At 72.8% G+C, this 20,898-nt stretch carries 20 protein-coding genes; 9 read left to right on the top strand and 11 right to left on the bottom strand.

What is annotated here, in order from left to right; translation table 11 throughout:
• Positions 1–34 precede the first annotated feature (34 nt).
• From AC1DUE_RS08175 to AC1DUE_RS08140, 8 genes are all read right to left on the bottom strand, one after another.
• On the bottom strand, positions 35–454 hold the full coding sequence (locus AC1DUE_RS08175; RefSeq protein WP_477038906.1) for a hypothetical protein: 420 nt from the start codon (positions 452–454) through the stop codon (positions 35–37).
• A gap of 19 nt (positions 455–473) precedes the next feature.
• Positions 474–1,016 carry a hypothetical protein gene (locus tag AC1DUE_RS08170; RefSeq protein WP_477038958.1) on the bottom strand — a complete coding sequence of 181 codons (543 nt, stop codon included), beginning with the start codon at positions 1,014–1,016 and terminating at the stop codon, positions 474–476.
• Positions 1,017–1,026: 10 nt separating this feature from the next.
• Complete coding sequence (locus AC1DUE_RS08165; protein ID WP_477038905.1) at positions 1,027–2,193, bottom strand: hypothetical protein; 1,167 nt, start codon at positions 2,191–2,193, stop codon at positions 1,027–1,029.
• Positions 2,190–2,642, bottom strand: coding sequence for a hypothetical protein (locus tag AC1DUE_RS08160; RefSeq protein WP_477038904.1), 453 nt, complete (start codon positions 2,640–2,642; stop codon positions 2,190–2,192). Before AC1DUE_RS08160 ends, AC1DUE_RS08165 begins: the two co-directional genes overlap by 4 nt.
• 10 nt (positions 2,643–2,652) lie before the next feature.
• On the bottom strand, positions 2,653–3,189 hold the full coding sequence (locus AC1DUE_RS08155) for a hypothetical protein (protein WP_477038903.1): 537 nt from the start codon (positions 3,187–3,189) through the stop codon (positions 2,653–2,655).
• Between the two features lie 10 nt (positions 3,190–3,199).
• Entirely contained in the window at positions 3,200–4,846 is a 1,647-nt protein-coding gene (locus AC1DUE_RS08150) for a phage tail sheath subtilisin-like domain-containing protein (protein ID WP_477038902.1), read from the bottom strand.
• A gap of 54 nt (positions 4,847–4,900) precedes the next feature.
• Entirely contained in the window at positions 4,901–6,121 is a 1,221-nt protein-coding gene (locus tag AC1DUE_RS08145; RefSeq protein WP_477038901.1) for a hypothetical protein, read from the bottom strand.
• 159 nt (positions 6,122–6,280) lie between these two features.
• A complete protein-coding gene (locus AC1DUE_RS08140) occupies positions 6,281–7,432 on the bottom strand; it encodes an AfsR/SARP family transcriptional regulator (protein WP_477038900.1) in 1,152 nt (383 codons plus the stop codon).
• 288 nt (positions 7,433–7,720) lie between these two features.
• On the opposite strand from AC1DUE_RS08140, the gene AC1DUE_RS08135 reads away from it, so the two are divergent.
• The 7 genes from AC1DUE_RS08135 (at position 7,721) to AC1DUE_RS08105 (ending at position 15,279) form a co-directional block, all read left to right on the top strand.
• Positions 7,721–8,134 (top strand): VOC family protein, encoded by a 414-nt coding sequence (locus AC1DUE_RS08135; protein ID WP_477038899.1) that lies wholly within the window; start codon positions 7,721–7,723, stop codon positions 8,132–8,134.
• 452 nt (positions 8,135–8,586) lie between these two features.
• Complete coding sequence (locus AC1DUE_RS08130; RefSeq protein ID WP_477038898.1) at positions 8,587–9,807, top strand: low temperature requirement protein A; 1,221 nt, start codon at positions 8,587–8,589, stop codon at positions 9,805–9,807.
• A 387-nt stretch (positions 9,808–10,194) separates the two neighbouring features.
• Positions 10,195–11,130: a cysteine synthase A gene (gene cysK, locus AC1DUE_RS08125; RefSeq protein WP_477038897.1), complete on the top strand. Its 936-nt coding sequence runs from the start codon at positions 10,195–10,197 to the stop codon at positions 11,128–11,130.
• Between the two features lie 80 nt (positions 11,131–11,210).
• On the top strand, positions 11,211–11,795 hold the full coding sequence (gene epsC / locus AC1DUE_RS08120) for a serine O-acetyltransferase EpsC (protein ID WP_477038896.1): 585 nt from the start codon (positions 11,211–11,213) through the stop codon (positions 11,793–11,795).
• Positions 11,796–11,876: 81 nt separating this feature from the next.
• Entirely contained in the window at positions 11,877–12,911 is a 1,035-nt protein-coding gene (locus AC1DUE_RS08115) for an LLM class F420-dependent oxidoreductase (protein ID WP_477038895.1), read from the top strand.
• A gap of 10 nt (positions 12,912–12,921) precedes the next feature.
• Positions 12,922–13,251 (top strand): MGMT family protein, encoded by a 330-nt coding sequence (locus AC1DUE_RS08110; RefSeq protein ID WP_477038894.1) that lies wholly within the window; start codon positions 12,922–12,924, stop codon positions 13,249–13,251.
• A 99-nt stretch (positions 13,252–13,350) separates the two neighbouring features.
• Positions 13,351–15,279, top strand: a complete 1,929-nt coding sequence (locus tag AC1DUE_RS08105; RefSeq protein ID WP_477038893.1) for an acyltransferase family protein — start codon at positions 13,351–13,353, stop codon at positions 15,277–15,279.
• 39 nt (positions 15,280–15,318) lie between these two features.
• Here AC1DUE_RS08105 and AC1DUE_RS08100 read toward each other — a convergent pair whose 3' ends face one another.
• Positions 15,319–16,413, bottom strand: coding sequence for a PP2C family protein-serine/threonine phosphatase (locus tag AC1DUE_RS08100; protein WP_477038892.1), 1,095 nt, complete (start codon positions 16,411–16,413; stop codon positions 15,319–15,321).
• 77 nt (positions 16,414–16,490) lie between these two features.
• Here AC1DUE_RS08100 and AC1DUE_RS08095 point away from each other — a divergent pair, with 77 nt between their 5' ends.
• Positions 16,491–17,759, top strand: a complete 1,269-nt coding sequence (locus AC1DUE_RS08095) for a GNAT family N-acetyltransferase (RefSeq protein WP_477038891.1) — start codon at positions 16,491–16,493, stop codon at positions 17,757–17,759.
• On the opposite strand, the gene AC1DUE_RS08090 is transcribed toward AC1DUE_RS08095, so the two are convergent.
• Positions 17,756–18,205 carry a ribose-5-phosphate isomerase gene (locus AC1DUE_RS08090; RefSeq protein WP_477038890.1) on the bottom strand — a complete coding sequence of 150 codons (450 nt, stop codon included), beginning with the start codon at positions 18,203–18,205 and terminating at the stop codon, positions 17,756–17,758. The two genes, AC1DUE_RS08095 and AC1DUE_RS08090, sit on opposite strands and share 4 nt — an antisense overlap.
• Before the next feature lie 105 nt (positions 18,206–18,310).
• Here AC1DUE_RS08090 and AC1DUE_RS08085 point away from each other — a divergent pair, with 105 nt between their 5' ends.
• Positions 18,311–20,299 carry a M13 family metallopeptidase gene (locus tag AC1DUE_RS08085; RefSeq protein ID WP_477038889.1) on the top strand — a complete coding sequence of 663 codons (1,989 nt, stop codon included), beginning with the start codon at positions 18,311–18,313 and terminating at the stop codon, positions 20,297–20,299.
• Between the two features lie 31 nt (positions 20,300–20,330).
• Here the strand turns inward: AC1DUE_RS08085 and AC1DUE_RS08080 are convergent, their stop codons facing one another.
• The gene (locus AC1DUE_RS08080) at positions 20,331–20,855 is read right to left on the bottom strand and encodes a hypothetical protein (protein WP_477038888.1); all 525 of its coding nucleotides are present in this window, start codon (positions 20,853–20,855) and stop codon (positions 20,331–20,333) included.
• Positions 20,856–20,898 lie beyond the last annotated feature (43 nt).

Below are 20,898 nucleotides of genomic sequence, written 5' to 3'. Positions count from 1 at the left end.
TCGCTCGGGCTCGTGCTCGTACCGGTGGGTTGTCTCAGGCCGGCTTGAGGCTCGTCAGGTGGGCAGAGATCGCCGTGATGAGGTCGAGGAGCTCCTGCTTGATCGCGTCCACCGACGGCAGGCCGGTCACGACGTCGGCGACGTCCGCGATCGCGTCGATCGCGGTCGTCTCGTTGGGCAGCAGCTTCTTGGCCGCGTCGAGCAGCGCCGGGATCATCCCCGTGAACGTGGCGACCTCCCCGAGCCCGGGGATCGCCCCGACGTCGAGGTTGTTGATCTCCGTCTTGAGCTTGTCCAGCAGCCCGACCAGCTCGTCGAGCAGCTCGGTGACCTGCGGGACCAGCGACGCGATCGCCTGGATCGCGGGCTTGATGGTGGGGACGTTGTCGTCGAGGAACGTCTTGAACTCGGCCAGCACGGTCTTCAGCTGGTCGAAGAGGCTCTGGTCGGCCATCGGTCTCTCCTGTCGGTTGTCAGTGCTGGTTCGCGCTGATCGCGTCGCGGAAGGCGGCGAGACGTGCGAGCAGGTCGGACAACGGAGTGATGAAGTTCTCCAGTCCTGTCGCGAACGGGACGGCGATGTCGAGGCCGTCGAGCAGGTCGCCGACGAGGTCGCCGGCGTCGCCGAGGATGTCCGCGTCGAGCGCGTCGGTGCTGGCGGGCTCGACCGGCTCGATGAACTCGCGCAGCGTGAGCGCGTAGGCGAACCGGTCCGGGCGGCCCGCGAGCTGGCGGATCTGCAGGTCGTCGATGAGGACCTGCTCGATCGTGGTGTCCGCGGTGATGTCCGCGACGAACGCGACCGGCTGCCCGGTGCGCAGGTCGCTCTTGAGCGTGTCGAGCAGCTCGAGGGCGTGCGTGTCGGTGGCCACCCCGCGCACCGTGACGCCGGTGGGCGCGCGGCCGAGGTTCTGCAGCATCGAGCCGTCCTTGCCGGGAGCCTTGTGCTCGGCGACGGCGCGCAGGTCCGTCGTCGTGAGGTCCTGCACCTGCGGCAGCTCCGTGCCGGCGAGCATCGGTCGCACGTCACACCTCGATCCCGTGCCGACGGGCCGCGTCGTCGAGCACGCGGGTCATCAGGCGTTCCAGGTCCGGCTCGGCCAGCCCCGCGACCGCGCCGGGCGTGGGTCCGGGGACGGCCGGCATCTCGCGGCGGCCGGCGGCCTGGAACGCGCCGCCGAGCCCGGACGCCGCCTCGTCGGACCGGTCGTCGGCGGGCAGCCGCGCGGGTTCGGTGGGCTGCTCGGCGAACCCGCCGAGCGTCCGCACGGCCGTCTCGTCCGTGCGGGGCGTGGGCGTCGGGGCGGGCGTCGGCGGCGTCCCTGCGCGACGACGGCGCGGTGGGACGGGTGCGGCGTCCGAGGGCGTCGCGACGACCCTCGTCGGGACCGCGAGCGCGAGCAGCTGCGCCTTGGTCGGGGTGTCCTGCGGTTCGAGAGGTCGCAGCCCCCGGCGCAGCAGCCGCGCGGTCGGGACGTCGGTGCCCAGCCTGCGCACCAGCCGGTCGGCCACCCCGGGGGCGAACTGCTCCGCGGGCGCGGTGGGCCGCGGCCGACGGACCTGCGGCGTCCGGGGCCGCGGCAGCGACCGCGGCTCCGAGGAGGCGACCTCCAGCGACCTCGTCGGACCCGCGAGCGCCAGGAGGTGCCCCGCCGGGACCCGGCAGCTCGCCGGCTGGTCGGTGAGCCGCGCCGCCCGGGCGGGCGACCCCGGCACCTCGTCGGGCGGGCAGTCGGGCTCGATCCGCTGCTCGCGCCGGTCGACCGGCGGGAGCGGTGCCGGCACCGAGGTGCGGTGCGCGCCCGGGTCGGGCGTGCGCACCATCGGCCGCTCCGGACGCGCGGGCTGCGGCAGGGGCGTGACCGACGGACGGTGTCGCGGCTGCTGTCCCGGCGGGCAGACCTCCTGCGTCGTCGCCGGCTCCGGGGTGGTCGGGCGCMCGCGCGTGCGCGGCGCGGGCGTCGCCGGCTGCTGCACCGCGGGCGGCGCGGGCCGGTCGAGCACGTCGGCCAGGCAGCTCCCGAACAGCGGCCCGCGCACCACCGACGGCTCCTTGCGCGCGGTCGCGCAGGTCGCGCCGACGGCCTCCGTGACGTGGTGCACCGACCGCGTGGCGGTCACCACGTCGCGGCACCACGAGGCGGGCCCGCCGCCGGCGTCGAGCCTCCTCGTCGTGTCCAGGACCTGGCTCATGCGACCTCCGACGCCCGTCCGGCCATCTCGAGGTACATGAGGATCTGACCGATGGTCATCCCCGTGACGTCCTCGGCCGTCCAGCCGAACTCGTCGGCGAGCACGAAGCACGCCTTGGCCAGCGGCGCCTGCACCAGCTCGGCCAGCCGGTCGCGCGGGGTGTCGATGCCGCTGAGCTCGTTGATCGTGTCCACCAGGAACCGGGCCGTCCCCGCGGGCAGGCGGCCGGCCTGGTCCGCGGTGAGCGACGGCTCGACGAGGGCGCGCGCGATCATCAGGCCGGCCGCGAGCTCGCGGTCGTCCTTCGCGGCGTGCGCGACGAGCTGGACGTCGCGCACGGTGAGCGGCCGGATCGTGACCGTGCCCGTAGCTGAACCAGGCAGCCCCGGCACGCTGACCTCGTGCGTCAGCGAGCTCCCGGCCAGCAGGTCCTCGGCGGTCAGCGTCATGGTCGACCGCCTACTGCGCAGCCGGGAACGTGACCGCGCCGGCGTTGTCGGCGCCGACGTCGAGCACGCCGATGGTCAGCCCGCGGAAGCACAGGTTCTCCATGACGAACTCGTCCTCGGGCAGCACGAACTTCCAGTTCTCGAACTTCACGCCGCCGATCTCGAGGGTCAGCGCCTCGTCGGGACGCGCGGGGTCCGTGAACGCCAGGGAGAGCGCGAACGTCGGCTGCACGTACGGCTCCGCGMCCGCGGTCGCGGACGCGCCCCGCCCGAGCAGCAGGAAGAGCAGCGCGCCGTTGATGTAGGCCCGCCCGATGCTGCCGTGGATCGCGATGTCCCCCGGACTGAGCGAGACCGGGTGCCGCCGGCCGACCTCGTAGAACTCCTTGAGCGCCGTCGTCACCGAGACCTGCACGTCGGTCAGCCGACCGACCGTCTGGATCGCGTACCCGTCGAGCACCGCCTTCGCGTCCGCACCCTCGGGGGTGTCGACGGCGGCGATGCCGAGCGTCCCGTAGGCGCCCGTGTAAACCTCTGTCAGAGCCATGGTGCGTCCTTTACTCGAGGAACATCGTCACCTTGATGAAGTCGATGCTGAACGTGGGCCGGATGACGAGGTCGACCCGGGCGATGCCGCGGATCTCGTCGTCCCGTGACGCGTAGACCGTCAGGTCGTAGCTGATGAGCATCTCGTCGAGGACCATCCCGGCCAGGAAGTTGTTGATGGTCGCCCGCAGGTTGTTGCGCACCCGCTCGTTGTTGAGCAGCCCGATGTACGGCGTGGCCGCGCTGCGGACGCCGAACTTCGCGTAGTCGACGATCCGGCGGGTCGTGATCTGCACCCACGCGGTGTTGGTCGACGTCGTGATGCCCTTGACCAGCCGGAACCCCTGCCGGTTCTCGATCGCGAGCAGCCGGCTGAGCACGAGCTGCTTGAGCTCGGCGTTCGTCAGGTCGTGCTCGAGCCCGTCGACCGACAGGACCTTGTTGGTCAGGCTGATGTGCGCGGGCTGCGCGGACAGGAGCCCGGCGACGGCCGCCGCGGCGTACGCGCCCGGCAGGGTCACCGTGGCGGGCGGCTGCTGCGAGCGGTCGGCCGCCTTGATGCCGGGTCCGACGAGCACCAGCCGGTCGCTGTTGAGCGTGTGCGCCGACGCGTCCTGCACGAACTGGGTGCGATCCGGCTGCAGGGCCGTCCCGACGATGGCGATCCGCTCGCGCTTGATCTCGTCGCCGGACGCGACAGCCGCGTGCGCGGCGAGGTCGTCCCCGAACGACTGGTCCTGCCCCGCGGCGACGACGATGTGCGCGTCCACCTCGAGCAGGGCGTCGAGCCCGGTCTGGTAGTCGGCCCCGGCGGCGCCGTTCGCGCCCCCGCCGAGCGGTGTGGCCGCCACGGGCGACAGCACCTCGGCCGAGCTCGCCAGCGCCGTCGCCGAGACCAGCTGGGAGCCGCTCAGGTCGGCGACCAGGTCGTCGCCGGACACGACGCTGTACTCCTCCGCGGCGGTGATCCCGAGCTTGACGGTGACCTTGACCGCCGCCGACTTGGCGACCGTGTAGGTGGCCAGCACGACGTCGGTGGCGCCGGGTGCGGTGCCGAACGTCAGGAGACCGGAGGTGGTGTCCACCCCCACCTGCGTGGGTCCGGGTGCGGCGTCGTAGACGATCCCCGGCACCTTGTCCGCACCGCCCGCGGACGGCCGCACGAGGATCCGGTTGACGGCGCTGATCACGATCGGGCCGTGCGCCAGCGTGAGCGTGGCGGAGTCGACCTCCTCGCCCGAGACGACCGCGTTGGCGTCCGCCGTGGTCACCGCGACGGTCAGGTCGTTGCCCCACGTGCCGGGCGACTTGGCGGACACCGTCACGTTGGGGCCGCCCGCCGACGCGAGGTCGACGGTCGCCGCCGCGGCGTTGTTGTCGGCCACGCGCACCGCCCAGACGGTGGTCGCGCCGAACTTGTACGCCTGCTCGAGCGCCCGTGTCAGGGTCAGCTCGCCCGAGGCGCCGTCGACCCAGCGGTCGTACGCGCCGAACTTGCCGAGCGCCTCGGAGTAGCTGCCGAGCAGCTGCGGGGTGCCGACGGGACCCTTGCCTGCGGTGCCGACGACCCCCACGTTCCCCACGGTGATGGCGCCGGGGATGATGAGCGCCTCCGGGCGTACCTCGATGAGTACGCCGGGAAGGACTGATTCGGTCATGTCTTCCTCTCCTCCGACGGGTCGTGCACAGCGGGGCCCGTCACCAGTTGCCTGCTAGTGCGGGTTGACCCTGAGATAGACGACTGCGGTCTGGTCGAGCCCCGTGCTGGGGCCCGGCGGCGGGGTGTAGCTCACCGTGAAGCGGTCTGCCGCGGTCGGCAGCAGGACCGGTTCGTCGAGTCGGCGGTCGAACGCCGTGTAGGCGTCGACCGTCGAGTTCGTGTCCCAGTCGCCCATCTCGAGCGCGGGCGTGGGGGTCCCGAGGGCGGCGAACGCGGCCGCAGGGGCGAGCGTCACGTCTGCGTCGGTGTCGGTGGGGCTGGCGCCGGACGTGGCCGCCAGGAACGCGTCGAGGTCGGGCAGGTGGGTGACGGGTCCGCCCGAGCCGGACGAGCGCGCCAACGTCACCGTGCCGCCGAGGGGGACGGGGACGAATGCGAGCGCCGCCAGCCGGCTCACGGCCGCCGGGCCGCGGACCGCGAGCGGCGGCGCCAGCTCGTCGTCCCACCGGGCCATCTCGTCGACGATCGTCTCGAGCTCGCGGGCGCCGCCGACCTCGTTGAGGTCCGCGGTCACCGGGATCCGCGCGATCAGGCTCGCGGCGTCGTCGGTGTCGACGTACTGGTACTCGTAGAGCACGTCGAAGCTGCCCGTCTTGCGCCAGCCCGGCACCGCGTCGACCCGCTCGGCCAGCGTCGTGCCCGTGGCCGCGAGCTTGAGGAAGCCCTCCTGGCGCAGCTCGGTCGTGTCGTCGAGCACCGCCGTCTGCACGTCGAGCATCGCGTCGTCGACGCCCTGCGGGGTCGACGCCCAGACCTGGAAGCGCACGCTCGCGTCGAGCCGTCCCCCGCGCAGGGTGCGGTCACCGAGCGGGCCTGTCGACTCGCTGCCCCGGTGGTTGCCCAGCCCGACGAGCTTCTCCTTGACGCGTTCGAGCGTCACGTTGTTGGGGGGCAGGGGCGCCACCGATGCGGGCAGCCGCAGGCCCAGCACCGCGAGCATGTCGGTGACCACGTCGGTGAGCGCCGGGGCGGCCATGCTCAGCCCCGCCACGCGGACGCCCGCGTCGGGCGACGCGACGAGCCGGTCCTGGATGAAGGACGCAACGTCGGCCGGACGGTCCCAGACCTGCCGCTCACCGCTCTCGGCGTCGGTGACGTACCCGTGCCACTGCGTGTGCCGGGGGGTGTCCTCCCGCTCGAGCAGGGCCCGCACGACGAACGAGCGTGCGACGACGCGGTCGGACCGGTCGTCGTCGATCGTGGCGTCCGCCATGTCACGAGTGCCCCCTTCGTGGTGGTCTGTGCGTCACCCTCGGACGGCGTTGTCTCGACCGCGTCTCCCCCGCGTCTCGGCGACGTCTCCGAGCTCGTCGACACGCCTCTGGACATGCGAAACCCCAGGTCAGCGACCTGGGGCAGGAGAGGGTGAACGTCAGGCGCGGTGCTGGCGCAGCTGTTCGCTCATCGCGTCGATGCTCGAGCGCAGCGCCGCGAGCTCGGCCTGGAACGCCGCGAGGCTCGCCGCGTCGAGACGGCCGGCCCCGATCGCCGGAGGGGCCTCGGGCCCGACCGGCAGGGCCAGGACGGGCGAGTCGGCGAGGGCCGCGAGCCGGCCCGCGACGTCGTCGACGACCGCGGTCCCCGCACCCGGGGCGAACCTCCGGGCCCGGTCGTCGGCCGAGTCGGTGAGGACCGAGATCGACGACGGGCTCACCGTGGCCGGCACGACGAGCACCGCCTGCTCCTTCGGCGCGGCGTGCGTGGTGAGCTCGATCCGCTCCCGCGCGTCGGAGGGCGGGTCGCGCAACGCCTCGACACCGGGCACCCGGTCGTCGACGATCGCAGCGGCCAGCTCCTCGGTCTGCACCGACGGCCGCACTCCGAGCTCGTGCTCGAGCACCCACCGGCACTGGTTCAGCTGGCGCAGCGCCCGCGTCCGGTCGCCCGTGCGGTAGTAGAGGCGCATGAGCCGGCGGTGGCTGCGCTCGTGGGCAGGCTCGACCCCGAGCAGGCGCTCCGCCCAGCCGATCGCCGCCCGCAGGTCGCCACGGCGGTCGTAGGCGCGGCTCAGCGTGTCCATCAGCGTCAGGGACCGGTCCTCGAGGCGGGCACGCGGCGCGAGGCACCACTCGTCGTAGCACCGGGCGAGCAGCGGCCCGCGGTACAGCTCGGCGGTGACCGCGAGGTCGGCGAGCTGCGGGTCCGCCAGCCCGTCCACCCCCAGCGTCTGCGCGGTGCGGGCCGCGTCGGTGAGCTCGGCCGTGTCCACCCAGACCTGCCGGTCCGGGTTCAGGTGCAGGGTCTCCCCCTCGGTCACCAGCAGCCGGGAGCTCTCGTCGACGTCCGGGTCGATCGCGTGATGGATCTGCCAGAGCGTCTGCCGCATGGCCTTCTTGGACGCCTCGCCCTCCGCGTCCGGCCACAGGGCCTCGGCCGCGGTCTCGCGGAGCACGTTGTTCTGGGGTGCGACGAGCACCAGGGCGATCAGGTCCTGGGCCTTGCGCAGCAGCGCGGCCGCGGGCACTCCCGGCGGGTCGTCCACCAAGGCGAACGACCCCATGAGCAGGACCTTGAGCTCGCGCACTTCACCCCCCGGAGCCGCCGATGACAGCTCCTGTGGTCGCGCTCGTCGGCGGACCCTGTCCGCCGGTGGAGCGGGCCGCGATGCTGCATCCCGGGCATTGCCCGGATTGCCGCATCTGCCAGGTTGCTACCGTTTTCCTCCGTTGGGAAGGGGTTACCACCTCGTCCCCTGATACGCCGTCCGCGACCCGTGTCGCGATGTCGGGGGTGCGTGGCAGGGTGAAGTACGCGGATCGCACCATTCACCCGTTCGAATTACCCGCAGACCGCCGACGAAGGAGACGCTGCCGTGTCCACTCTGAACCCCTACCTCAACTTCCGGAGCACGGCCCGCGCTGCGCTCGAGTTCTACGGATCGGTGCTCGGTGCCGAGCCGACCTTCAGCACGTTCGGGGAGTTCGGCATGAGCCAGGACCCCGCGGACGCGGACCTCGTCATGCACGGCCAGCTCACGTCCCCCGGCGGCCTGGTGCTCATGGCGGCGGACACCCCGAGCCACATGGAGGTCGCGGACACCAGCAACATCTCGGTCTCCCTCAGCGGCGAGGACGCGGCCGAGCTCACGGGGTTCTGGGAGAAGCTGTCAGACGGCGCCACGATCACGGTCCCGCTCGAGAAGGCTCCGTGGGGCGACACGTTCGGCATGCTCGTCGACAAGTTCGGTGTGAGCTGGCTGGTCAACATCACCGGACCCACCGCCTGAGAGACGACAACGGCCCCGGTCCGGCTCCGCGACTCTCGTCGCGAACCCGGTCCAGGGCTGTGCAGAGAACGGCCCCGGTCCGGCTCCGCGACTCTCGTCGCGAACCCGGTCCGGGGCCGCATGTCTGGTCAGCACCTATGAGCCATCGCCCACCGCGCCCGCTTGTCCTTGTTGCGCGCGGCTTGAACCGCCCCCGGCGCCATTGGGGGCTGTCGATGACCAGCCACCCGGATCGTGCCCGTCAGTCGCTCTCGTAGCGACGCGTTCCACGTCCGGGCCGGTCGTTCGCGGCGGGATGCTGACACCGCCGTGCAGACCGAAACTGCAGACCGAAGATCGGTCTTCCAGAAGAGTACACGACAACAAGTCAACTGTCCAGAACAGGTGTGCGAACCCCGCCCTCCACGACCACGTTCCGGGCATCGCCCCCGACCCCTCGCCATACTGGCGACATGTCAGCGACCGAGGCGCCGTCGGACGTCGCGGAGCACGCCTCCGAGCGGCACGCGACCTGGAAGGAGCTGTTCTTCGACCTGGTCGTCGTCGCGGGCATCGGCCAGCTGGCGCACCTCGTCCACGCGGACTCCGGGAGCCACAACCTCGGCCTGTACGCGGTCCTCTTCCTCGCGTTCTGGATCACGTGGGCGGGCTTCGCGGTCTACGGCGACATCGCCGGCGACGACGCCCGCCTCCCGGTCCTGCTCGTCGCGATGGTCGGCCTGGCGGTCATGGCCGCCTCCGTGGGCGAGATCCGCGGGACGCACGCCAACGCGTTCGTCGTCTCCTACGTCGTGCTGCGCTGGTTCGCGGCGAGCGTCTGGCAGCGGGGCAAGGTCGTGCTCGACTGGCCGCTGGCCCAGCAAGGGTTCGGCGCGGTCCCGTGGATCGTGTCGCTGTGGGTGGCCGCGCCCGGCAGGTACTGGCTCTGGGCGCTCGGGATCGCGATCGACCTCGTCGCCCTCCTGGCCAACTCGGCCGAACGAACGCTGCGCGAGGCGCAGGAGCGGCTCGAGCACATGCGGCGGTCGGGGCGCGGCCGTCGTGGGGAGTCCGACCTCGTCCTCGAGAGCGCCCGCACGGACGACGCTCACCTGGGCGAGCGGCTCGGACTGTTCGTCATCATCGTGCTCGGCGAGGGAGTCATCCAGATCATCGACGCCGCCGCGGACCAGGAGGTGTGGGACCGCAGCACCGCCCTGACCGCCCTGGGCTCGTTCGCGGTGCTGGCCCTGGTGTGGGCGGTCGGCCTGCAGTACGGGACCGCCGGGATCCCGAACCTGCGGCCGGGGGCGATCGCCCCACGCTTCGTCCTGCTGCTGCACGCCCTGCTGACCGGCACCCTCGCGGCGCTTGCTGCCGGGCTCGGCCTCGCGGTCGAGCACCACGGCGAGACGCTGCCCGCGAGCACCCGCGTCCTGATCTGCTCGGCCGTGGCCGTCTACTGCGCCATCGGGGTCGTCACCGCCCTGCTCGTCGGGACGACCTGGCGCTGGCTGCTCGCCTGGGGACTGCCCAGCGTCGTGGTGCCGGCCCTGCTCGCGGTGTTCGGCACGGACCTGCGCGTGGGCCTCCTGGTCTGGCTCCTGGCAGCCGTGCTCTTCTGGCTCGTGCTGCACAGTCCGGGCCGCCCGACGGGTCCCGCACGCCACGCCGGCGCGCCCGCGGCGGGATGACCGTCCGCCTGGTGGGGCACCTTTGCGCTGGCTGGGACGTTGGCGCTAGCGTCAACCCGACTGCGGTCCCGGCTTCCGGCGGCCGCCCACCGACCGGTCCCGACCGGTCCGGTACAGGAGGATGCGATGCGCGTGCACACTGCCGCTCCCGCCTCCCTCCCGCGCGCCTGCGCGCCCACCTGTTGTCGCTGTCTGTAGAGCGCTGGCCGGTCCTTCGCGCGAGGATGCCCTGACCAGGGCGTGCCTCACGCGCCAGCGCTCGCCCCAGGGTCAGCGACGGACGCCCGCCGTTCACGCTCCTTGCACGACCCGGGACACCCGGTGTCCCGGCGCAGTTCGTCTGTCCCCCACCCGTCGCGTCTGCGGCGGCTCGACCGAAGAGGAACCATGGCACGCATCTACGACGACGCGACGGCGCTCATCGGCAACACCCCGCTGGTCCGCATCAACAAGATCACCGACGGTGCCCCCGCGACCGTCGTCGGCAAGCTCGAGTTCTACAACCCCGCCAACTCGGTCAAGGACCGCATCGGCGTCGCGATCATCGACGCGGCCGAGGCGTCCGGAGACCTCCTGCCCGGCGGCACCATCGTCGAGGCCACGTCGGGCAACACGGGCATCGCGCTCGCGTTCGTCGGCGCCGCCCGCGGCTACAACGTCGTCCTGACGATGCCGGAGACGATGTCCAAGGAGCGTCGCGCCCTGCTGCGCGCGTTCGGCGCCGAGCTCATCCTCACGCCGGGCTCCGAGGGCATGAAGGGTGCGGTCAACCGCGCCGACGAGATCGTCGCCGAGCGGGAGGGTGCCATCCTGGCCCGCCAGTTCGCCAACGAGGCCAACCCCGCGATCCACCGCAAGACCACGGCCGAGGAGATCTGGGCCGACACTGACGGCAAGATCGACATCTTCGTCGCCGGCATCGGCACGGGCGGCACGATCACGGGCGTCGGCCAGGTGCTCAAGGAGCGCAACCCCAACATCAAGATCGTCGGCGTCGAGCCGGCCGAGTCGCCGATCCTCAACGGCGGCGCCCCCGGCCCGCACAAGATCCAGGGCATCGGCGCCAACTTCGTCCCGGAGATCCTCGACACGAGCATCTACGACGAGATCATCGACGTCGACGCCGAGACGGCCGTCAAGGTCGCCCGCCGCGCCGCCGCCGAGGAGGGCCTGCTGGTCGGCATCTCCTCCGGTGCCGCGCTGCACGCCGCGACCCTCCTGGCCAACCGCCCCGAGAACGCGGGCAAGCTGATCGTCGCGATCATCCCGTCGTTCGGTGAGCGCTACCTGTCCACCGTGCTCTACGCCGACCTGCTCGACTGACCGTCCTGGTGGGGCGGAGCGCCTGCACCGGCGCTCCGCCCCGACCGTCCCCCTCCCACACCACAGGACGAAGCCTCCCGATGTCCGCACCGCTGCACTTCCTCGCGACGCTCCAGGAAGACCTGGACGCCGCCCGCAACCGCGACCCCGCGGCACGTTCCCTCGCCGAGGTGGCCCTGGGCTACCCGGGTGTGCACGCCGTGTGGGTGTACCGCCTGGCGCACCGGATGTGGCAGCGCCCCGGCCTGCAGCTGCCGGCACGGCTGATCTCCCAGCTCGCCCGGGCGTTCACGGGCATCGAGATCCACCCGGGCGCCCGTCTGGGCCGCCGCCTGTTCATCGACCACGGCATGGGCGTCGTCATCGGCGAGACCGCCGAGGTCGGCGACGACGTGGTGCTCTTCCACGGGTCGACGCTGGGCGGCAAGTCCATGCGCCACGGCAAGCGTCACCCCACCGTGGGCGACGGGGTGGTCGTCGGCGCGGGCGCCAAGATCCTCGGTCCGGTCTGGATCGGCGCCGGTGCGCAGATCGGCGCCAACGCGGTCGTCATCCACGACGTCCCCGCAGGTGCGATCGCCGTCGGGGTGCCGGCGCAGATCCGCCAGCGGCCCGCCGCCGCCCCGTTCGACGCCGAGATCGACGACCCGGCGATCTACATCTGAGCCTCGCCGCGCTAAAACGTACTGGCGAGTAACCTGGCGCTCGCAGCGTCGACGACGACGCCAGGACACGGAGGATCTGCGATGCGGCTGGGCTACCACACGGGCTACTGGTCGGCCGGTCCCCCACCCGGGGCGCAGGAGGCGGTGCTCGGGGCAGAGCAGCTCGGCTTCGACTCCGTCTGGACCGCAGAGGCGTACGGGTCGGACGCCTTCACGCCGCTGGCCTGGTGGGGCTCGCGCACGTCGCGCATCCGCCTGGGCACCGCGATCGCCCAGATCTCGGCCCGCACCCCGACCGCGACGGCGATGGCCGCCCTGACGCTCGACCACCTCTCGGGCGGCCGCTTCGTGCTCGGCCTCGGGGCGTCCGGCCCGCAGGTGGTCGAGGGCTGGTACGGCCAGCCCTACCCGAAGCCGCTGGCGCGCACGCGCGAGTTCGTGGCGATCGTGCGGCAGGTCCTCGCGCGCGAGGCGCCGGTGACGTTCGACGGCCAGTTCTACCGCCTCCCCCTCCCGGCCGACGAGGGCGCCGGCCTGGGCAAGGCGCTGCGCTCGACGGTCCACCCGCTCCGGGCCGACCTGCCGATCCACCTGGCCGCCGAGGGTCCCCGCAACATCGCGATGACCGCCGAGATCGCCGACGGCTGGCTGCCGCTGTTCTACTCCCCGCGCATGGACGGCTCGTACCGCGACCTGCTCGACGAGGGGTTCGGCAAGCGCGAGCGGCCGGCGGAGGGTTTCGAGGTCGTCGCGACGGTGCCCGTCGTGCTCGGCGACGACGTCGAGTCCGCGGCCGACTCGGTGCGACCGTTCATCGCGCTGTACGCGGGCGGCATGGGCGCCAAGGGGGCCAACTTCCACCGCGACGTGCTCGACCGGCTCGGGTACGCCGAGGCGTGCGACGAGATCCAGGCGCACTACCTGGCCGGTGACCGCGCCCGCGCGACGGCCGCCGTGCCGATCGAGCTGGTCCGCGACATCGCCCTGGTGGGCACTGCCGACGACATCCGCGCACAGCTGCCTGCCTGGGAGGCGACGGCGATCACGACGATGCTCGTCCAGGCCGACCCGCGCACGCTGCCCGCGGTCGCCGCCGTGCTGGCGCCGCAGGCCTGAGACGTACCCGGTGGACGACGACTACGCGGAGGCCGTGCTCGACCTCGTCGCCCAGATCCCGCCGGGCCGCGCGATGACGTACGGGCTGATCGCCGAGATCGTCGGGGACCGGTTCGAGGCGGTCGAGGGCCGGCGCCGCGGCGGGCCCCGGCAGGTGGGCAACGTGCTCGCGCACACCGGCTCGGACGTGCCGTGGTGGCGGGTGGTCAACACGGCCGGCCGGCCGCCCGAGCGGCTCCTGCAGCGCGCGCTCGACGAGCTCCGGGCCGAGCGGACGCCGCTGTCCGCGGACGGCACGCGCGTCGCCCTGCGGGCAGCGATCTGGTTTCCCGACGACTGAGCGTGTCACGTCGGGAGGACCCCGGAACCCGACGTAGCCTGGCTCCGCGCGAACGGCCGTGACCCGGCCCGTGCAGGTACAGCTGGGAGATCCATGGCAATGACCGGGCAGAGCGCGACGCTCGAACGTCCCGCCCCCGTCGCTGTCCAGACCCCCACGCGGATGCCGCACCTGAGGGGTCTGGACGGGATCCGCGCCCTGGCCGTCACGGGGGTGGTGATCTATCACCTCGGTGCGCCGTGGATGCGCGGCGGCTTCCTGGGCGTCGACGTCTTCTTCGTCCTGTCGGGCTTCCTGATCACCACGCTGGTCCTCGACGAGGTCGAGCGCACCGGTCGCTTCTCGTTCCGGCACTTCTACGCGCGACGCGCCCGACGGCTGCTGCCCGCCCTGGGGCTCCTGCTGCTGGCCATGGGCGGCATCGGGCTCGTCCTGCACAGCGAGGCGGGCGAGCTGCGGGGGGACATCGTCGCCGCCGCGGGCTACGTCTCGAACTGGTGGCAGATCGCCGCCGACCGCTCGTACTTCGAGCTCGTCAGCCGACCGCCCCTCTTGCAGCACCTGTGGTCGCTGGCCATCGAGGAGCAGTTCTACCTGGTGTTCCCCCTGGTCGCGCTGCTCGCGATCCGGTGGGGCCGCGCCCGTGTGGGCCAGCTGGCCGCGCTGCTCGCGGTCGCGTCGACCGTCGCGATGGCGGTCCTCGCGATCCGCACGTCGAGCCCGGTCCCCCACGACCCGAGCCGCGTCTACTTCGGCACGGACACCCACTCGATGGGGCTGCTCGTGGGCGCGGCGATGGCGTCGGTCTGGATGCCCTGGCGCACGTGGCAGCGGGCCGGCTCGTGGGCGCACGAGCGCGGACAGGCGGTGCGGCGGTTCGAGGCCGGCGTCACCGACGTCCTGGGCGTGCTCGCCCTGCTCGCGGTGGTCGCCGCGTTCGTCTGGGTCGACGAGTACAGCGCGGCGCTGTACCGCGGCGGGTTCCTCGCGTTCTCGGTGCTCGCGGCGATCCTCGTCGGTGCGGTCGCGGACCCGGCCGGGCTGCTCGGGCGACAGCTGGGCCGCCAGCCGCTGCGCTGGGTCGGTGAGCGGTCCTACGGGATCTATCTGTGGCACTGGCCGGTGTTCGTGCTCAGCCGGCCGGGCATCGACGTCGAGACGTCGCCGTGGCTCGCGACCCCGGCCCGGATCGCGCTCGTGCTGCTGCTCGCCGAGGTGTCCTACCGGTACGTCGAGATGCCGATCCGCCGCGGAGCACTGAGCCGCGCCTGGGTCGCCGCGCGACGGGGCAGCGGGCGGCGCCGGTCCACGTTCGCGGTCGGTGCGGCGTCCACGGCGTTCGTCGTCGTCGCGGTGACCGTCGGTGTCGCCCTCGCGCAGGTGCCCAGCGCGACGGCCGCCGGCAGGACCGTGCAGCCCGGCGTCCCGGCGGCCCTCAACCTGACGCCGAGCCCGACCCCGAGCGCCTCCACCGACTCCTCGTCGCCGCTGGTCGACCCGCGGCCGCACATGACCGCCACGATGCCGCCGCCCCCGGCGCCCGCACCCCCGGCCCCGCCGCCCGACCCGATCGGCGGCGCCTCCGCGTTCGGGGACTCCGTGATGCTCGGCGCCGCCGCGGAGCTCAACGCCCGGGGCATCGCCGTCGACGCGGCCGAGTCGCGGCAGTTCGGGGTCATGGTGGACCTGGTGCTCGCGTCCGCGGCCGCCGGGACGCTCGGGCACACGGTGATCGTGCACGGGGGGACGAACGGCCCGATCGACGAGGCGGCGTTGCGGCGCCTGCTCGACAGCACGCGCGACCGCCGCGTGTACCTGCTCAACGTCCACGTCCCGCGCACCTGGGAGGGGTTCAACGACGACCTGCTCAGCCGGGTGGGCGCCGAGTACCCGAACGTCCACGTCCTCGACTGGGCGGCCGTCGCCGCGGCGAACCGCCCCTGGCTCTACACCGACGACATCCACCTGCGGCCCGGCAGCGGACGCGACGGGTACGCCGACTGGGTCCTGGCGTCGATCCAGCCCTAGCCGGCCGGGCCCGTCCGGCCCTTCCTGGCCCGGTCGGGATCAGTCCCGGCGGATCAGCACCACGGCGCGGTCGTCGTCGTCGCGCGCTCGGACCCCCGCCAGGACCTGCGATGCCCGTCCCCCGCCCGGCGAGAGCACCCGGTCCGCGACGCCCATGAGGCGGTCGATGCCCTGGTCGAGGTCCCCCGCGGCACCGCCCTCGATCACGCCGTCCGTGTAGAGCATGAGGACGTCGCCGCGTTCCAGTCGGCCCGCCCGCGCCTCGCAGACGAAGTCCGCGACGACGCCGAGCGCGGGGCTGCCGATCGTGTCGACGAGCTCGAGCCGCCCCGAGCCCGCGTGCCGCTGGACGGCGGGCGGGTGGCCGGCCGACGAGACCCAGTAGTCGCCGCTCGGCAGGTCCACGGCGACGTGGATGGCGGTGGCAAAGCCCTCCTCCCAGTCCTGGTCGAGCAGGTACCCGTTGGCGGCACCGAGGAACTCCTCGCGCGGGAGCGCGCCGAGCAGGCCGCCGAACGCGCCGGACAGCTGGAGGGACCGGACGCCCGCGCCCAGGCCCTTGCCGGACACGTCGACCAGGACGAGCTCGAGGTACTTCCCGCCGTCCCGGCTGCCCGCGACCATGAAGTCGCCGGAGAACCCGTCGGCGTGCGCAGACCGGATCACGCTGTCGACCTGCCAGCCATCGGGCAGCCGTGGCACCCGGCCGTGAGCCGCGAGGCGGTCGCGCAGGTCGACGAGCATGAGGTCCCCGGGAGCACCCTGCAGGCCCAGGCGCTCGCGCTCGCGCGCGAACGCGATGGTCGCGACGACGAACACGGAGATCACGACGACGATCCCCGGGATGGCGGTCGGCGAGTCCACCCACCACAGCCACCATGTCGCGGCGAGGACGAACGCGCCCAGGACGACGAGGCCGGGGACGAGCAGGAGGAACACCGCGACCAGCTCAAGGAGCAGAAACGCTGACGGCGGGACCCAGGCGGGGAACAGGCGCACGCCCGCGAGGATCAGCGCGCCGATCCCGACCATCGCCGCCGTCAGCGAGGTCTGGGACCGCAGGCCCCACCGGCGCAGGACGAGCGTGGCACGCGTGAGCAGCCCCCGCTCCGGTTCCCACGCGAGTATCCCCACGTCATGAGCGTATCCGGCGACTCGAGCGCTCGGATATGGAGGTGCCACGAGGGCCTCGACCTGGGCACGATGGGTCCATGAGCCCACTACCTGCCGGTTACCGGATCGTCGACGTCGCCGAGTCCCGCAAGGACGAGTTCCTCGAGGTGGACAAGCTCGCCTTCGCGTTCGACAGCACGCCCGAGACCGACGCGCTCGTGCCGGTCACGCTCACCTGGGACCGCACGGTCGGGGTCGAGTCGCCCGACGGCGCGCTCGCCTCGGTGCACGCGTCGTTCGAGTTCCAGCTCCCCGTGCCCGGCACGACGATCGCCTGCTCCGGCCTGACGTGGGTGGGCGCCCGTCCGGACCAGCGCCGGCGCGGCCTTCTTCACGCGATGATCGACACCCACTTCGAGCGCTCCCTGGGTCGGGGCGAGCCCGTCTCCGCGCTCTTCGCCGCCGAGCACGCGATCTACGGCCGGTTCGGGTACGGGTCGGCGTGCGACGACGTGCGCCTCAAGGTGCCCCGCGGCGCCGCGCTGCGCGACGTGCCGGGCTCGGAGGCGCTGACCGTCCGGTTCGACACGGTCGACGTCGACCGGCACACCCCGGTCGTCGACGCCGTCCATCGGGCCGCCGGCACCGGACGACCGGGCTGGATCACGCGCGACACCCCCGAGCACCAGAGGCGCGCGCTGGCCGACCCGCCGGCCTGGCGCGAGGGCGGCGAGCCGCTGCGCATCGTCACCGTGCTCGACGAGGACGGGGCGGCCCGTGCGTACGCCACCTTCCGCCGCAAGGAGAACTGGACGGACGGCGGTCCGGCCGGCACCGTCCGGATCCGCGAGGCGGCCGCCGTCGATGCCGCCGCGGCCCATCGCCTGTGGTCGTTCCTGCTCGACCTCGACCTCATGGCGAACGTCGAGAGCCCGATGCTGCCCGCCGACGACCCGCTGCTGCTGCTGCTCGTCGACCAGCGCGGCGCCCGGCCCCGGCTGACCGACAACGTCTGGGTCCGGCTGCTCGACCTGCCGGTCGCGCTCGCGGGCCGCCGCTACAGCGCTCCCCTGGACGTGGTCCTCGAGGTCACGGACACGCGCCTGCCCGCGAACGCCGGCCGGTGGCGACTGACCACCGGCGAGCGCGGGGCGGACGGCACGTGGTCGGCCACGGTGACCAGGACCGACGACGACGCCGACCTGGCGCTCGACGTGCGCGAGCTGGGTGCCGCCTATCTCGGCGGGCGCTCGGTCGTGGCCCAGGCGGGGGCGGGCCTCGTCGTGGAGCGGACGGCCGGTGCGCTGCAGGCGACCGGCGCGGCGTTCGCGTGGCCCGTCGCGGCGGTGTGCAGCTGGGTGTTCTAGCGGGTCTGCTCGTAGGCCGTCAGCAGGTCGATGCGGCGCTGGTGCCGCTCGCCCTGGCTGAACGGCTCGGCGACGAACGCGTCGACGAACGAGAGCGCCTCCTCGACGGTGTGCTGCCGCGCACCGATGGAGACGACGTTCGCGTCGTTGTGCTGGCGCGCCAGCCTGGCCGTGTCCAGGTTCCACGCCAGCGCCGCGCGCACGCCGTTCACCTTGTTCGCGGCGATCTGCTCGCCGTTGCCGGAGCCGCCGATGACGACACCGAGCGAGCCGGCGTCCGCGACGACCGCCTCGCCCGCCTCGATGCAGAACGGCGGGTAGTCGTCGAGCTCGTCGTAGGTGTGCGCCCCGTGGTCCACCACGTCGTGGCCGGCGGCTCGCAGGTGCTCGGCCACCGCCACCCGCAGCTCGTAGCCGGCGTGGTCGGAGGCGACATGGATCCGCATGGCCACATCCTGCCGTACCCGGCCGGGTGACCGCGTTCGCGTTCAGCAGATCGCGAAGTCCGCGTCCAGCCTGGCGGCGTCGGCGCCGGTCCGTACGCTGTCTTCATGACGCGCAGTGGCATCGACCTGACCGCACTCGACCCCGACGTCCGTCCCCAGGACGACCTCTACGCCCACGTGAACGGCCTGTGGGCCGCGAGCCACGAGATCCCCGCGGACCGCGCGATGGACGGCTCGTTCCGCGCCCTGCACGACCAGGCCGAGGAGCAGGTCCGGGACATCATCACCGACGCCGGGGCGGCCGCCGCCGACGGGACCTCGACCGACCCGGTCGAGGCCAAGGTGGGCGGCCTGTACGCCAGCTTCATGGACACCGACACCATCGCCGCGCGCGGGCTGGACCCGCTGCGCGTGGACCTCGCGCTCATCGAGGGCGCGACGTCCCAGGCCGAGCTGACCGGCGTCCTCGGCGCACTGCAGCGCACGGGCGGCGCCGGCGGCGTGGAGTTCGGCGTCGACAACGACTCGAAGGAGCCGACGCGCTACGTCGTGCTCCTGGCCCAGGGCGGGCTCGGGCTCCCCGACGAGTCGTACTACCGCGACGAGCAGTACGCGAGCGTGCTGGCTGCCTACCGCCCGCACGTCGCGACGATGCTCCGGCTCGGCGGGGTCGCGGCCGACGAGGAGGCCGCGGACGAGCTCGCCGGCCGCGTCGTCGGGCTCGAGACCAAGCTCGCCGCCGCGCACTGGGACGTGGTCAAGGACCGCGACGCGGACCTCACCTACAACGCGATGACGCTCACCGAGCTGGTCGAGCGGGCGCCCGGCTTCGACTGGAGCTCCTGGGTGCTCGCGCTGGGTGCCCCCGTCGGCGCGTTCGACCGGCTCGTCGTGCGCGAGCCCTCGTTCGCCGAGGCGTTCGCCCAGCTGTGGCAGTCCGAGCCGCTCGAGGACTGGCAGGCCTGGCTCTCGTTCCACCTGGTCAGCAGCCGTGCGTCGTACCTGACGGACGACCTGGTCGACGCGAACTTCGACTTCTACGGCCGGACCCTGACCGGCGCGCAGGAACTGCGGGACCGGTGGAAGCGCGGGGTCTCCGTGGTCCAGGGCGTGCTCGGCGAGGCGGTCGGCAAGGTCTACGTCGAGCGGCACTTCCCGCCCAGCCACAAGGCGCGCATGGAGGAGCTCGTCGGCCACCTCGTCGAGGCGTACCGCGAGTCGATCACGGAGCTGGACTGGATGGGCGAGGACACCCGCGCCAAGGCGCTGGCCAAGCTCGACGCGTTCACCCCCAAGATCGGCTACCCCGTGCGCTGGCGCGACTACAGCGCGCTCGTGGTGGAGCCGGACGACCTCGTCGGCAACATCAAGCGTGCGCACGCAGCCGAACAGGATCGTGAGCTGGCCAAGATCGGCAAGCCGATCGACCGCGACGAGTGGTTCATGACGCCGCAGACCGTGAACGCCTACTACAACCCCGGCATGAACGAGATCGTCTTCCCGGCCGCGATCCTGCAGCCCCCGTTCTTCGACGCCGACGCCGACCCCGCGGTCAACTACGGCGGCATCGGCGCGGTCATCGGTCACGAGATCGGCCACGGGTTCGACGACCAGGGCTCCAAGTTCGACGGCGACGGCCTCCTCGAGGACTGGTGGACCGCCGACGACCGGGCCGAGTTCGAGACCCGCACCAAGGCGCTCATCGACCAGTACTCCGCGTTCTCGCCCCAGCAGCTCGGCGGGAGCCACCACGTCAACGGTGAGCTCACGATCGGGGAGAACATCGGCGACCTGGGCGGCCTGTCCATCGCCCTGAAGGCCTACCGGATCGCCCTCGGCACGCCGCTGTCGGAGGCGCCCGTGATCGACGGGCTGACCGGGGTGCAGCGCGTGCTGCTCGGCTGGGCGCAGGTCTGGCAGGCCAAGGGTCGCGACGAGGAGATCATCCGCCGCCTCGCGATGGACCCGCACTCCCCGAACGAGTTCCGCTGCAACGGCGTGGTCAGCAACGTCGACGAGTTCTACGACGCGTTCGACGTCCAGCCGGGCGACGCCCTGTACCTCGCTCCTGAGGACCGCGTGCGGATCTGGTGAGCGTCGGTCCCCTGGGTCGTCGACCGACGGCTCAGGGGATCTCGCTCCAGCTGGCGCGCGCCAGCTTGAAGCCGACGTCGTCGCCGTCGACGCACTGGACACCGTCCTCGCCGCTCGCGCAGGTGTAGTCGCCGACGGTGGTGGACTGCCCGTACGCGAGCACGGGCACGTCGTCGCCGGCGGCCGCGGGCGGCGGGCCGCTCACGCACGAGAAGGCGACGCCGTCGGCGTTGAGCACCAGCACGTGGCCCGTCACCTCGGTGCACCCCGCGACGACCGGCGGCGCGTACGTGTAGCTCGCGATCGTGCAGGTCACCCCGTCGACCGACATGGTGCAGGCGATGTTGCCGCTCGGCATCGCGAACTGCGTGACCTCGGTCGAGGGTGCGGACGCGCTGCCGGACGGCTTCGTCGACGCGCTCGTCGCGGCCGGGGTGCCCGCGGTGTCGTCGGCTCCTCCGCCGCCGTCGCCCCGGCTGAGCGCGATGCCGACCAGCAGCACCACGAGCAGGACGTCCACGACGACGAAGACGATGATCAGCGTGCGCCGGGACATGTCACCTCCGCGGGCCGCGAGCGACCCGATCGACTGCAAGACC

It is taken from the genome of Cellulomonas sp. P4_A2, from assembly GCF_056402515.1.
Note: the sequence above shows the minus strand (reverse complement) of the source record. Positions and strands in the feature narration are given on the sequence as shown.

What these genes read in the sequence shown, in the direction of transcription:
- AC1DUE_RS08175 (WP_477038906.1), bottom strand. Translation starts at nt 454, where the DNA reads ATGGCCGACCAGAGCCTCTTCGACCAGCTGAAGACCGTGCTGGCCGAG.
- AC1DUE_RS08170 (WP_477038958.1), bottom strand. Translation starts at nt 1,016, where the DNA reads ATGCTCGCCGGCACGGAGCTGCCGCAGGTGCAGGACCTCACGACGACG.
- AC1DUE_RS08160 (WP_477038904.1), bottom strand. Translation starts at nt 2,642, where the DNA reads ATGACGCTGACCGCCGAGGACCTGCTGGCCGGGAGCTCGCTGACGCAC.
- AC1DUE_RS08150 (WP_477038902.1), bottom strand. Translation starts at nt 4,846, where the DNA reads ATGACCGAATCAGTCCTTCCCGGCGTACTCATCGAGGTACGCCCGGAG.
- AC1DUE_RS08145 (WP_477038901.1), bottom strand. Translation starts at nt 6,121, where the DNA reads ATGGCGGACGCCACGATCGACGACGACCGGTCCGACCGCGTCGTCGCA.
- AC1DUE_RS08130 (WP_477038898.1), top strand. Translation starts at nt 8,587, where the DNA reads ATGTCAGCGACCGAGGCGCCGTCGGACGTCGCGGAGCACGCCTCCGAG.
- cysK (WP_477038897.1), top strand. Translation starts at nt 10,195, where the DNA reads ATGGCACGCATCTACGACGACGCGACGGCGCTCATCGGCAACACCCCG.
- epsC (WP_477038896.1), top strand. Translation starts at nt 11,211, where the DNA reads ATGTCCGCACCGCTGCACTTCCTCGCGACGCTCCAGGAAGACCTGGAC.
- AC1DUE_RS08115 (WP_477038895.1), top strand. Translation starts at nt 11,877, where the DNA reads ATGCGGCTGGGCTACCACACGGGCTACTGGTCGGCCGGTCCCCCACCC.
- AC1DUE_RS08105 (WP_477038893.1), top strand. Translation starts at nt 13,351, where the DNA reads ATGACCGGGCAGAGCGCGACGCTCGAACGTCCCGCCCCCGTCGCTGTC.
- AC1DUE_RS08095 (WP_477038891.1), top strand. Translation starts at nt 16,491, where the DNA reads ATGAGCCCACTACCTGCCGGTTACCGGATCGTCGACGTCGCCGAGTCC.
- AC1DUE_RS08090 (WP_477038890.1), bottom strand. Translation starts at nt 18,205, where the DNA reads ATGCGGATCCATGTCGCCTCCGACCACGCCGGCTACGAGCTGCGGGTG.
- AC1DUE_RS08085 (WP_477038889.1), top strand. Translation starts at nt 18,311, where the DNA reads ATGACGCGCAGTGGCATCGACCTGACCGCACTCGACCCCGACGTCCGT.
- AC1DUE_RS08080 (WP_477038888.1), bottom strand. Translation starts at nt 20,855, where the DNA reads ATGTCCCGGCGCACGCTGATCATCGTCTTCGTCGTCGTGGACGTCCTG.